The organism is Gilliamella sp. LMG 34361 (genome assembly GCF_984569075.1).
In genome coordinates this window covers 692,867-706,281 of the sequence record NZ_OZ474903.1, presented here as the reverse complement: position 1 = coordinate 706,281, position 13,415 = coordinate 692,867, and the positions used below count along the sequence as shown (strand labels likewise).

At 34.3% G+C, this 13,415-nt stretch carries 13 protein-coding genes; 7 read left to right on the top strand and 6 right to left on the bottom strand.

Going from position 1 to position 13,415, the window contains the following annotated elements:
* Positions 1-171: 171 nt before the first annotated feature.
* From rpmB to AC5LXI_RS03370, 7 genes are all read left to right on the top strand, one after another.
* Positions 172-408 (top strand): 50S ribosomal protein L28, encoded by a 237-nt coding sequence (gene rpmB, locus AC5LXI_RS03400; protein ID WP_034884345.1) that lies wholly within the window; start codon positions 172-174, stop codon positions 406-408.
* 15 nt (positions 409-423) lie between these two features.
* Positions 424-591 carry a 50S ribosomal protein L33 gene (gene rpmG, locus AC5LXI_RS03395; protein WP_034884348.1) on the top strand — a complete coding sequence of 56 codons (168 nt, stop codon included), beginning with the start codon at positions 424-426 and terminating at the stop codon, positions 589-591.
* 404 nt (positions 592-995) lie between these two features.
* Positions 996-1,784 carry a DeoR/GlpR family DNA-binding transcription regulator gene (locus tag AC5LXI_RS03390; protein ID WP_493443526.1) on the top strand — a complete coding sequence of 263 codons (789 nt, stop codon included), beginning with the start codon at positions 996-998 and terminating at the stop codon, positions 1,782-1,784.
* 57 nt (positions 1,785-1,841) lie between these two features.
* The gene (alsE, locus tag AC5LXI_RS03385) at positions 1,842-2,525 is read left to right on the top strand and encodes a D-allulose 6-phosphate 3-epimerase (protein ID WP_493443525.1); all 684 of its coding nucleotides are present in this window, start codon (positions 1,842-1,844) and stop codon (positions 2,523-2,525) included.
* A 15-nt stretch (positions 2,526-2,540) separates the two neighbouring features.
* Positions 2,541-3,470: a ribokinase gene (locus tag AC5LXI_RS03380; RefSeq protein ID WP_493443524.1), complete on the top strand. Its 930-nt coding sequence runs from the start codon at positions 2,541-2,543 to the stop codon at positions 3,468-3,470.
* A gap of 40 nt (positions 3,471-3,510) precedes the next feature.
* A complete protein-coding gene (gene fucP, locus AC5LXI_RS03375) occupies positions 3,511-4,812 on the top strand; it encodes an L-fucose:H+ symporter permease (RefSeq protein WP_493443523.1) in 1,302 nt (433 codons plus the stop codon).
* A gap of 1 nt (position 4,813) precedes the next feature.
* Positions 4,814-5,224 (top strand): VOC family protein, encoded by a 411-nt coding sequence (locus tag AC5LXI_RS03370; protein ID WP_493443522.1) that lies wholly within the window; start codon positions 4,814-4,816, stop codon positions 5,222-5,224.
* A 105-nt stretch (positions 5,225-5,329) separates the two neighbouring features.
* Here the strand turns inward: AC5LXI_RS03370 and gltP are convergent, their stop codons facing one another.
* The 6 genes from gltP to rlmM form a co-directional block, all read right to left on the bottom strand.
* Positions 5,330-6,640, bottom strand: a complete 1,311-nt coding sequence (gene gltP / locus AC5LXI_RS03365) for a glutamate/aspartate:proton symporter GltP (RefSeq protein WP_493444243.1) — start codon at positions 6,638-6,640, stop codon at positions 5,330-5,332.
* Positions 6,641-6,731: 91 nt separating this feature from the next.
* Positions 6,732-9,425 (bottom strand): DNA topoisomerase (ATP-hydrolyzing) subunit A, encoded by a 2,694-nt coding sequence (gene gyrA / locus AC5LXI_RS03360; protein ID WP_493443521.1) that lies wholly within the window; start codon positions 9,423-9,425, stop codon positions 6,732-6,734.
* Positions 9,426-9,522: 97 nt separating this feature from the next.
* Positions 9,523-10,101: an SIS domain-containing protein gene (locus tag AC5LXI_RS03355; protein WP_493443520.1), complete on the bottom strand. Its 579-nt coding sequence runs from the start codon at positions 10,099-10,101 to the stop codon at positions 9,523-9,525.
* A 16-nt stretch (positions 10,102-10,117) separates the two neighbouring features.
* Positions 10,118-10,462, bottom strand: a complete 345-nt coding sequence (locus tag AC5LXI_RS03350; protein WP_493443519.1) for a YraN family protein — start codon at positions 10,460-10,462, stop codon at positions 10,118-10,120.
* Entirely contained in the window at positions 10,455-12,308 is a 1,854-nt protein-coding gene (locus tag AC5LXI_RS03345) for a penicillin-binding protein activator (RefSeq protein ID WP_493443518.1), read from the bottom strand. Before AC5LXI_RS03345 ends, AC5LXI_RS03350 begins: the two co-directional genes overlap by 8 nt.
* Positions 12,309-12,328: 20 nt before the next feature.
* Positions 12,329-13,411 (bottom strand): 23S rRNA (cytidine(2498)-2'-O)-methyltransferase RlmM, encoded by a 1,083-nt coding sequence (rlmM, locus tag AC5LXI_RS03340; RefSeq protein ID WP_493443517.1) that lies wholly within the window; start codon positions 13,409-13,411, stop codon positions 12,329-12,331.
* Positions 13,412-13,415 lie beyond the last annotated feature (4 nt).

Below are 13,415 nucleotides of genomic sequence, written 5' to 3'. Positions count from 1 at the left end.
AGAAATTGCCAGTAAAAGCGTATACTTCGCTACCTCATTATTATGGGTGTAGTGTGAGAGGTTAGACTGCTTCTCAAATAGAACTGCAGCAAACTAAAAGCCTGACGAGGTTAATTCCATTAACATATTACGCCCAAGGCTTAAGCATAGAAATTTCGGAGAATTATTGACATGTCACGAGTATGCCAAGTAACAGGAAAAGGTCCTTTAGTGGGAAATAATCGTTCTCATGCGATGAATGCTACTAAACGTCGTTTTCTACCAAATCTTCAAACTCACCGTTTTTGGATTGAGAGTGAAAAACGTTTTGTAAAATTACGTGTATCAGCTAAAGGTATGCGTACTATTGATAAAAAGGGTATTGATGCAGTTTTAGCTGAACTTCGTGCCCGTGGTGAAAAGTACTAATAAGGAAACCATATCATGGCTAAAGGTGTACGTGAAAAAATTAGATTAGTTTCTTCTGCTGGTACCGGTCATTTTTATACCACTAGCAAAAACAAAAGAACCATGCCTGAAAAAATGGAGATCAAAAAATACGATCCCGTTGTTCGTCAGCATGTTGTTTATAAAGAAGCTAAAATTAAATAGTTTTACTCAAAAATAAAAAAGCCCAGCTTAAACTGGGTTTTTTTATAATTAAAATAAATCATTTCCCACCACCCAAATAAAAAGTCCCTCAATTACATATTTAGCAAAAATAATCCCAGCTAAGAAGCATTACCTTTCAAAATAGACTACTATTAGTTTATTAAAAAAATTCGGTCAAATTCAGTCAAAATCAAACATGATTTTATACACCGATTTTGACCGATTGCTTTTGATTCAGATAATAATAGGAATAAAGTTGAGCAAATATTGAACTATTCAATAAGGTAATTGTGTGCTTTATCACATTTTATTATTAACAAAACAAAACAGATAACAAAACAGATTCCATACACAAAATGGTAATTTTTACAAAGTTAAAATGACAAGGCAGTTAAGGAGATATTATGTTAATACTAGAACGGCAACAAATGATCATTCAATTACTAAGTCAAAACACTAGTATGACAGTAAATGATATGGCAAAAATCTGTTGCGTATCTAAAGAAACACTACGTAGAGATTTAAGGGCTTTAGAGGAAAAGGACTTAATTCGTCGCAGCCATGGAGGCGCAGTTCTCACCTCAACTATCTCTAGTGAACCTATAGTGCCTTCCATATTAAATAATAATCGCTCATTTCGCCAACGGATTTTAGTTAACACAGAGGTAAAAACCCGCATCGCTCGAAAAGCATTGCAGTTTGTAAATAATGCAGATCGTATCGCTTTAGATAGTAGTTCTTCTTGCTGGTTTTTAGCTCGACAACTGCCAAATGTTGATATGACAGTTATTACTCATTCAATAAATGTTGTTCAGACATTAGCAGCAAAAAGTCAAATTCAAATTTTTGTTTTAGGTGGTGCCTATTTTGCCAAAAATGAAGATATGGTTGGGACATTAACCGAAAAAATGTTGGCAGAATTTACTATAGATACATTATTTATTTCTTGCGATGGATTAGATTTTGATAATGGTTTAAGTGACAACAATGAATATCATGCTCATTTGAAAAAACAGATGATTTTAACAGCAAGAAAAATCATTGTATTAGCTGATTCAACCAAATTTAATCAAAATGCCTACGCAAAAATATGTAACTTAGGCGATATTGATGTACTGATTACCGATAAAAATATCGATAAATTATTACAAAAAGAAATGGATTGGCACAGCGTCGAGGTTGTATTAGCTTAATTAAATATCTCTTCTTAACTAGATAAAAATGTGGTTCTAGTAATAAGGAGAATAATTATGCAGTATAAAATTTCCCCATCTTTGATGTGTATGGATTTAATTAATATAAAAGATCAATTAACATTTTTTAATCAACATGCTGACTTTTTGCATATCGACATCATGGATGGCCATTTTGTTAAAAATATCACACTTTCAGCTTTCTTCATTGAACAAATTAAACCTCACACGTCTATACCAATAGATGTCCATTTAATGGTGGAACACCCTACGGATTTTATTGATCAAATGGCAAATGCTGGTGCTGATTTTATCTGTCCTCATGCAGAAACAATTAATACTAATGCTTTTAGGGTAATTAATCATATTCATCAATTAAATAAAAAAGCGGGAATTGTCATAAACCCAGCAACACCTATTGAATACATATCAGAATATATTCATCTACTTGATAAAATTACCATAATGACTGTTGATCCAGGCTATGCTGGTCAACCATTTATTCCAGAAATGCAACAAAAAATAAAAAAACTTTCTGAATTGAAAAAACATAATAATTTTAAATTTCTAATTGAGGTTGATGGTTCTTGTAATGCAAATACTTATCATCAACTGCTCTCATCAGGAGCTGAAGTATTAATTATGGGAAGCTCAGGACTATTTAAAAAGAATCTCTCTTTAGATGAAGCTTGGAAAAGAATGACGACTGATATCAATAACGCTATTAAAACTATCAAATAGTAAAAGGACAATTAAATGAAAGGAAAAGTTTGTGTTTTCGGATCTTTTAATCTTGATATAACTGCATTTTTAGAGCGTTTTCCCATGCCAGGTGAATCATTAGTTGCCAGATCAAGTAAGATTTCTGCAGGAGGAAAAGGTGCTAATCAAGCCACAGCAGCATTGAAAGCTGGGGCAAACGTACATTATATAGGGAAAATCGGAGAAGATGATTTTGGTTATTTTGCTCGCCGTCATCTCAAAGAAGTCGGGTTTAATGCTGTAACAATATTAAGTTCAAATGAGCGAGCTACAGGCAATGCATTAATTTATGTTGCTGGAAAAAATGCTGAAAATATGATTTCTGTCGATCCTGGTACAAATATGATTGTAACAGAAGAAGAAATTAAAAAATGTGAACCAGCAATAAAATGTGCAGATGTAGTATTAGTCCAACTTGAGAATAATCTTTCGGCTATCAATCAAGTAATTGATATTGCTAATAATAGCAATGCATTTACTATTTTAAATCCAGCACCATTTCAACCTGTTAGTGATAAGTTATTATCAAAAGTTGATTTGTTAACCCCCAATGAAACAGAAGCTTATCTTCTCACAGGTCAAAAAATCACTGATAAAGAAAGTGCAGAATATGCTGCTGATTATCTACACCAAAAAGGTGTTAAGAAAATCATCATCACTATGGGAGCAAAAGGTTCACTACTTTCAGATCATTCAACCAAAACTTGGATCCCTTGCTTTCCAGCAAATCCTGTTGATACAACTGGTGCTGGAGATGCTTTCAACGGAGCCTTAGCTGCTCAAATTGCTAATGGACAAAATATTAAACAAGCTGCGTTATTTAGTTCTGCTTTTGCAGCCGTGAGTGTCGAATATATTGGAGCGGCATGTATGACTACCTATCAGCAGGCAATTGAACGTATGAACAGATTTAGTAGTAATTAATAAATTATTACTAATTATTTTTAGATATTAAGGTTTTATTATGAATACGACTAATAAATCATCTACTTTAGATAGTAGTGCTTATTTAACAAAAACGCCATGGGCAAAATTTATTCTAGTATGTTGTTTATTTGCACTCTGGGGAATGGCTGTTAATTTAAATGATATTTTAATTGCACAGTTTAAAAAAGGGTTTGATCTTACTGATACACAAACTGCTTTAGTACAATCAGTATTTTTTTTAGGATACTTTTTTATTGCACTACCAGCAGCAGCTATAATTAAAAAATTTTCTTACAAATTAGCAATTGTTATTGGTTTAATGTTATATGCGACTGGATGCTTTTTATTTATACCAGCAGCCTCATCAATGACCTATTATGCATTTCTTGGTTGCTTAGGCATTATCGCTTGTGGTTTGTCATTTCTTGAATCATCTTGTAATACCTATTCAAGCTTGTTAGGTCCCATAGAAACATCAACACAAAGAATTAATTTCTCACAAATTTTTAATTCCGTTGGAGTTATATTAGGTGTTCTAATCGGTCAACAATTAGTATTTGGTAAAAATGATCCTAGCCATGCTGAATTGTTGCAAATGACACCAGAAGCGGCAGATGAAGCAAGGCATCAAATGGTTGGACAGGTAGTTACCCCCTATTTAATGATCGGTTCAATATTAGTTTTAATTGCGTTGCTATTTATTTTTGTCAAATTTCCTGCATGTAAAGCTAGTTCGATAGAAAACCAAGAAAATGAAAATTTAATTCATTCTTTAAAACGACTTTTTGCTATTCCTCGTTTTACTTTAGGTATCATTTCTCAGTTTTTATATGTCGGTGCGCAAGTCGGCGTCTGGAGTTTTACTATTCGCTTCGTCCAACAAGTAGAAACGGGCACATCTGAACATAATGCTACTTATTGGTTACTTATATCTCTACTTTTCTATGCATTAGGGAAAGTTGTATCTACATTTTTAATGAAAAAAATAAGTCCTGCTAAGTTATTGAGTATCTTTGCTATTCTGGCAGTTATCTTATTAGCAATAGCAATAATGAGCTCTGGGATCATGGCCATTGCAACATTAACTACCATTAGTTTTTGTATGGCGCCTGGATGGCCAACTAATTTCGGATTAACCATTAAAGGAATGGGTAAAGATACTCAAACTGCAGGATCTATTGTCGTTATGTCAATTATTGGTGGTGCAGTTATTCCACTAATTATGGGAATTATTTCTGATTTAAATCAGGGAAATATGCAAATAGCATTTACCGCACCTCTATGCTGTTTTATCTACGTTGCATTTTATGGTTACTATTGTTCGAAAAAAGGTATCTAACATGAATAATTTAATTACAGGCATTGCCCATTTGGGTTTAAAAGTTAGTGACATTGATAAATCCTCATCTTTTTATCAAACGTTAGGTTTTATAGTTACAGAAAAATTTTCCAAAAAAGTTCAAAGTGGCGAAGTGCACGTAGAGTTTTTAACTTCACCAAAGCTTACATTAGAACTGTATCAATTACCTGATAATATTTATACCGATTTAACTCAAACTCACAATGGTATTGAACATTTTGCACTAGAAGTTAATGATATTGACGGAATGCTTAATAAGATAAAAGAGCTTGGTTACGAGATCAATGAGGGGCCAATTTATGAGAAAAGAGAGCATTGTGAAGTAAGCTTTTTTCTTATTAGTGGTCCTGATGGAGAAAGAATTGAATTTGATATGACAAAATATTTCTAATAATTATAAAAATAAGTTATTAAAAACAAGTTATAAAACTACCTGTCATTACAGGTAGTTTTATATTTTATAATATAATAATTACAACATTAGTTAACAACAGAATTATTTTAAATATTCTTGCTCATACGCTTTTGCTTTTTTATCATCAAAAACATGTTCCCAACGCGCAATAACAATCGCTGCTAATGCGTTACCAACAACATTAACAACTGTTCTACCCATATCTAAAATACGTTCAACACCCATAATATAACCAATGCCTTCAAGTGGAATACCAACACTACCAAGTGTTGCTGATAGTACTAAAATAGAAGCGCCTGGTACTCCAGCAATTCCTTTTGATGCAATCATTAATGTAATTACAATGATAATTTGATCTAAGATACTTAAATCCATACCAAATAACTGTGCTAAGAAGATAACCGTGATACTTTGGTATAATGTTGAGCCATCAAGATTGAATGAATATCCAGTAGGAATAACAAAGCTTGTGATTGCTTTTGGTGCCCCATAGGCTTCCATCTTTTCAATGATTTTTGGTAATGCTGTTTCTGAACTTGCTGTAGAAAAAGCAATAACTAATTCTTCCTTCAATATTTTTAATAAGGTAAAGATGTTGAATTTACATAGTTTACAAACTCCACCTAATATCACTAATGTAAAAATGATCATTGCAGAATATACAGTTAGAATCAGTTTTAATAGCGGTAGTAAAGAAGCAAAACCATATTTAGCAACAGTTACGGTAATTAATGCAAATACACCAATTGGAGCATAACGCATAATCATATTGGTCACTTTAAACATAGTATCTGATACTACTTTTAAGAAGAATACAAATGGCTCACGTTGTTTATCTGGTAAAGACATTAAACCTAAACCAAAAAATACACAAAAGAAAATAACCGGTAAAACCGCACCATCAGTCATCGCTTTAAATATATTTGCTGGGATCATATCCAATATCATAACAATCAAACCATGAGGTTTGCCACTTAACTCTTCGGCTGCTTTAGTGTATTTACTAATATCAGCGGTGGCTAAAGTTGAAGAATCGATTCCTGCACCTGGCGCGAAAACATTGCCCCATAAAAGGCCTAATAATATAGCAATTGTTGTAATGATTTCGAAATATAGAATGGTTTTAAATCCTAATGTCCCTAAACGTTTAGAACCACCAATTCCAGCAATACCTAATGTCAATGTGCTAAGTATAATTGGTAAAACAATCATCTTAATTAAACGAATAAAAATATCACCAGCTGGTTGGAAAATATTCACAATTGAAAATTGGTAATATGAATGTAACGTATGATTAGGATCGGCAAGTTCATACAGAAAAGCACCAACAGCTACACCTAAAATCAAGGCAATTAATATTTGCCATGCAAGATTAGTTAAGATTTTTTTTATCAAGAAAGACATATAATTCTATTCCTTTTCACTGTTTTCGAAAATAAAAAAGGATTAGTCTGTATGGCTAATCCTTTTTTATAATTAAAAATTATTCTTCGGATTCTAGAGCGGAATCATCGCTGTCATAATTTTCTTGGGACAATTGCGATTCATCATCATCTTCCGTTTCAGCGATTCGTTGTAATCCGACAACTTTTTCGTTTTCGGCAGTTCGAATCAAAGTTACACCTTGAGTGTTTCGACCAACAATACTAACTTCTGATACTCGAGTTCGTACTAAGGTACCTGCATCGGTAATCAGCATGATTTGGTCGGTTTCTTCAACTTGTACTGCACCAACTACTGCGCCATTGCGCTCACTGACTTTAATAGAAATTACTCCTTTAGTTGCGCGTGATTTAGTTGGATATAATTCTTGTTCAGTCCGTTTACCATAACCATTTTGAGTTGCAGTTAAGATTGCGCCATTTCCTCGAGGAACGATGAGTGACACGACTTTATCATCGCCTTCTAACTTAATACCTCGAACACCCGTCGCAGTACGTCCCATAGAGCGAACTTTATTAGCTGGGAATCGAACAACTTTACCATTAGCAGAGAACAACATAATGTCTTCTGTATTAGAGATTTGCGAGACTTCTTCATCATTATCAGTCTCATCACCAACGACATCATCATTCAGTTCTTCATCATCAACGGTATCAGACGTTTCATTACTGGTTAAATCAATGCCAATAAGCTCATCATCATCACGCAGGTTAATAGCGATAATGCCACCACTTCGCGGACGACTAAATTCAATTAGTGAAGTCTTCTTGACCGTACCTTGCGCTGTTGCCATAAATACGCAATGTTCATCATCAAACTCACGAACAGGTAAAATTGCCGTAATGCGTTCATCAGCCTCAAGTGGTAACAAGTTAATAATTGGACGACCTCGAGAACCTCGGCTGGCTTCAGGTAATTGATACACTTTCATCCAATATAATCTACCACGGCTAGAGAAACAAAGGATAGTATCATGAGTATTAGCAACTAATAACTTCTCAACAAAATCTTCTTCTTTAATTTTGGTTGCTGATTTACCTTTACCACCTCGACGTTGCGCTTCATAATCAGAGAGTGGTTGATATTTGACATAACCTTGATGAGAGAGTGTAACGACAACATCTTCTTGAGCAATTAAGTCTTCAATATTAATATCAGCGCTACTTGCGGTAATTTCTGTTCTTCTTGCATCTTGGAATTGATCGCGAACCGCTTCAAGCTCTTCACGAATAACTTCCATTAGTCTTTCTGGACTCGCTAAAATATGTAACAAACCAGCAATTTGAACTAATAGTTCTTTGTACTCATCAAGAATTTTTTCGTGTTCAAGGCCTGTCAAACGATGTAAGCGAAGATCTAAGATAGCTTGGGCTTGAGCTTCAGAAAGATAATAATGACCATCACGAATACCAAACTCTGGCGCTAAATCTTCAGGGCGAGCGGCATCATTACCCGCTTTTTCAAGCATTGCCGCAACATTACCTAGTTGCCATGCTTGCGATAATAATTTAGCTTTCGCTTCAGAAGGTGTCGCGGCAGCTCGGATTAATTCAATCACAGGATCGATATTAGCTAATGCAATAGCCAAACCTTCCAATACATGTGCTCGTTCACGCGCCTTACGAAGTTCATAAATAGTTCGACGCGTTACCACTTCACGACGGTGAAGAACAAACGCTTCGATCATTTCTCGTAAGTTTAATAGTTTTGGTTGACCTTTATGTAAGGCCACCATATTAATACCAAAAGAGACTTGTAGCTGAGTTAATGAGAAAAGATTATTTAGAACAACTTCACCAACGGCATCACGTTTAATTTCAATAACGATACGCATACCATCTTTATCTGATTCATCGCGCAGCGCTGAAATGCCTTCAATTTTTTTGTCTTTAACTAACTCTGCAATCTTCTCAATCAGTTTTTTCTTGTTAACTTGATACGGAATTTCGTTGACAATAATCGTTTCACGGCCACTATGATCATCAACTTCAATCGTTGCTTTAGAACGAATGTAAATGATACCCCGACCAGTTCGATAAGCATTTTCGATACCTTTGCGACCATTGATTAAAGCTGCGGTTGGAAAGTCAGGACCATGAATATGTTCCATCAATCCATCAACAGAAATAGATTCATCTTCAATAAATGCCAAACAGCCATTAATCACTTCAGCTAAATTATGCGGAGGAATATTGGTTGCCATACCAACAGCAATACCTGATGACCCATTGATTAACAAATTAGGAATACGCGTTGGCAGCACATCAGGAATCATTTCTGATCCATCATAGTTTGGCGAAAAATCTACTGTTTCTTTGTCTAAATCCGTCAACAATGCACCCGCAAATTTTTGCATACGAATTTCGGTATAACGCATTGCCGCTGCAGAGTCGCCGTCAACAGAACCAAAGTTACCTTGACCATCAACAAGCATATAACGTAATGAGAATGGTTGTGCCATACGAACTATTGTGTCATAAACAGCAGAATCACCATGTGGATGGTATTTACCGATTACGTCCCCAACAACACGAGCAGATTTTCGGTAAGGTTTATTCCAATCATATCCAGCTTCATGCATAGCGAATAAAACACGTCTGTGGACAGGTTTTAGTCCGTCACGTACATCAGGTAAAGCTCGCCCGACAATAACAGACATCGCATAATCAAGATAAGAGGATTTTAATTCGTCTTCAATATTGACGGGGGTTATTTCTTTGGCTAGTTCGGTCATAACACCAGGTTCTCTTATTAATTTAAATCTCAAAATAGCTTATAATTATAGCACAAAAATCGCTATTAATGCAGAACTAAACTGTTTTTTATTCAACTTATTCAGTATGAATAAATAATGTATTTTCAATTAATTGGCACAAGCAGTTTAAAATCATTGCATGCATTTCGTAGGCCATCACCTTTTTGTAAGATGGAATTCTAATTTCAATATCATTCCGACCAAGTAAACCTATTACTTCGCCCCCATCAAATGCGGTTAATGCAACAATTTTCATATCTTTAATCACAGCCTCTTGGACTGCTCGAATAATTGAACGGCTATTACCTTCACAAGTTGATATGATCAAAATATCCCCCTGTTGTCCTAAAGCTTGAATTTGGCGCGCATATATCTCTTCATGATTTGATATCGCACTTAACAATACATTGTCGGAAACCAAAGCAATAGCAGGAATACTTGGTCTTTCAATATCAAGACTAGTAATTAAGCGTGAAGTAAAGCTTTGCACATTGGCTGCTGCAGTGCCATTACCACATCCCATAATTTTATTACCATTAAGTAAGCCACCAACAATAATATTAGCGGCTTTTTCAACTGCAGAGCCTAGCGATTCGGCCATAACAATTTGAGTTTGAATACTTTCAGTAAAATAATTCTTTATTAAATCTTGCACGTTTTTCACCTAACTATTAAAACGCATTAATTATCCATTGTTGATTTTTTCCGGTTATGGCAAAAACATCAAATCTAAATTCGGTATCTTCAATATTAAAATTATTCTCTAACATCCAAAGTTGTGCTGCATGTGTAATTTTGGTCTGTTTATTAAACGATATTGTCATCTCTGCTTCACCAAAATTAGCATTTTTTCGATATCTAACTTCTACGAATACTAAGCATGTTTTGTCACGCATTACTAAATCAATTTCACCCAATTGATATTGGCTATTTTGTGCTAATAATACCAGTCCTTGCTCGATCAAAAATTGGCAAGCAATTTGTTCATAATGCTTGCCAATTTTTTTACTATTCACTTTGTTGTTCGGACGGTTCAGATGTTTCATAGACATATTGTTGCCAAGAAAGCGATCGAATAACTTCACATTGATTACTTGTTGACAATTTACCTGTCAAACCATCTAAAAAATTAGGTTGATAAGAATCTAATTGATTAAATCGATTAGCGAGTCTCCATGCATCAACGCCCATAGCGTACAATCGAGTCAAAGAATAATCTTTTTGAATATTGCCAGGTATAAGAAAAGACGTTCTATCAGATGAATTAATAATCAATGGAATATCAGCATATTGAGTGTTATTCATATCATACTTAAAATCATTAGAAGCACTTGCTACATGACTTTTAGAACTTGAATAAAGCGTGATTGAGGAAGGTTCATTACCAACTGTTTTTCCGGCACCCAAATCAAGCATAGGTTTAATTAACGTTAACTCATCATATGATGCATATACATAAATCGCGTCAAAACCAGCAGAACTTGATAATGTCGTCTCACTTCCATCCTCAAAAGTGATTGGACGACCAGTTAAGCTTATCCCGCTATTATTATTGATATTGCCTCTTAAAGTACCGATACTACCGACATATTGAACATAAGCTTGAGAACCATTAGCAATTTGTGACCATTGTTTAGCAAAGCTCCTCGCGACTCGTCTACCTAAATCGGTTTGTGGCACAATTAAAAGTGGCTTTTGTTTATTTTGAGCAAAAATATGATCAGCAGCATCTTTTGCTTCATCCTCAGGTGACAGTGCAAAGAAACACATCTTATTAGAGGGAACTATACCATCATCAACCTTATTTAAAGCTAGAACAGCAATTGATGGTGCTAACTGTTTTATTTTAATTACTTCTTCTTTTAACAATGGACCAATAATTAATTCAACATTTTGTGCTTGAGCTTGTTCAATTAAGCTCTCCATTGGTAATGAAGTCGTATCTAAAACAATAACATTTTGTTGCGGTTCTTGCGGATAGAATTTAACTGCATCAACATAACCTTGACGAATTGTATCACCGAATATACGAGAAGAACCACTTAAGGGTAATAATAAAGCTACTGTTTTGGTGTTTACATTATCAACCGATAGCTGTTGACCACCTATTAGCACCGAAATAAGTCCTTGAGCAGGATGATTGGGGTATCTTGATGACCAATTTTCAATAGCCTGTTTTAATTGCCCCCTTTGGCCACTATCTTTTGCATCAAAGGCTTCGGTACTATCATTTGATTGATCAGATGCTTCATTACTATTAGTTTTATATGTATAACTTAAATCAATCCAACCTTTTAATGTTACTTCATGATCAAGAGCTGAAACTTGACTTATTTGACTTGCAGATAATTTGCTAAAGAAGTTCCAAGTATTATTTAATATTTGTTTTTTGTGTTTTTCTGGAGCAAATTTTTGTAAAAATAAATAGTCATGTGCTTGTTCATTAATATTTCTAGCTTTACGATCTAAAGCTAATTTTATTGAGTAATAACGATATAATTGAGAATCACTTAGTTTATCAGTAGATAACTGATTAAGATCAAATGATTGTCCTTTTTTAGTTGCTATTTCACCTAAAGATAACAATTGGTCTTTTTGTTGTTCAGCATTAAGGTTAGTCGGTAGCTCAGATAACAATTTATTCGCTTGTGACAATTTATTCTCATTTATTAAGGCACGCACTGCTAATAACTGCCAATCGATCTTAGCATTTCCTGAGCTTGATTGAGCTTGCGACAAATAATAATTGGAATCTTTAGTTTCATCATATTTATCACTTTTTGATGAGCTAAGATGACACCCAACTAAAAGTGAAAATAATGCTAAAATAACAATAGCATAAAAGGATTGTTTTAATTTCATACCCATTCTCTTATAATTTTTTATCCCCAAATTCGTTGTACGTGAACGGTCACTTCTTCACGATCATGATAAAGCTGCTTAGCCTGAATTTGTACATTAATTTGATTATTATTTAGTTTTTCTATTAGTAATTGTAAATTTTGTTTTACTTCTTCATAACGTTTTTTCATTGGTAATTTGAGATTAAAAATTGTCTCTCGGCACCAACCATTAACAAGCCATTTGGCTATTAACTCTGTTACTTTGGCTGGTTTTTCAACCATATCACATACCAACCAGTAAATATTATGCTTTTTAGGTACAAATTTGAAGCCATCTTCTCGATAATGTTTAACTTGCCCTGTTTCCATCAGTTTTTCATTCATTGGGCCATTATCTATAGCATATACCATCATGCTTCTTTTGACTAATTGATAAGTCCATCCTCCCGGGGACGCTCCCAAATCAACGGCGTTTAAACCACCTTTTAATCGTTCATCCCACTCTTCATAAGGAATAAAAATATGAAAAGCCTCTTCCAATTTTAACGTTGAACGGCTTGGCGCATCGGCAGGAAATTTTAATCTTGGTATTCCCATATAAAAAGGTGAATTATTTTGACTTAAGGAATACCCTACATAACAACTATTATTGCTAATAAATAATAGATGAATTACTGGTCGCGAGGAGTTTGGAACTTTTAAAAGGATACGGTTATTTCGTAAAGCTTGCCGAAGAGGAACCGTAAATTTTCGACAAAATCCCGCTAATTGCTTACCTTCATTTGTATCTGCGACTTCTACTTTCAAATCACCCGCTTTATCAACAATACCAGATAAAGCATCAATTATTGGTGTAATACGGTCTTGCGTTGGTAAATCAGCTAATAACTCTCCAGCAACAAACATTTGTCTAGCAAAAATAAGGGTTCGAAATGGAATTTCCTTTATTAATAATTGAGCGTCACCATCTTGGTAACATTCAAATATCACATAACCGCTATTTTCTTTAACTTTAGCAAATCCAAATATCTCTTTTTGTGCGGCTCTATCAGTTATTTCTGCTGCACATTCTTTTTCAAATCCAGGACGGCAATACAAAATTATTTTATTTAGTTTATGCATATCG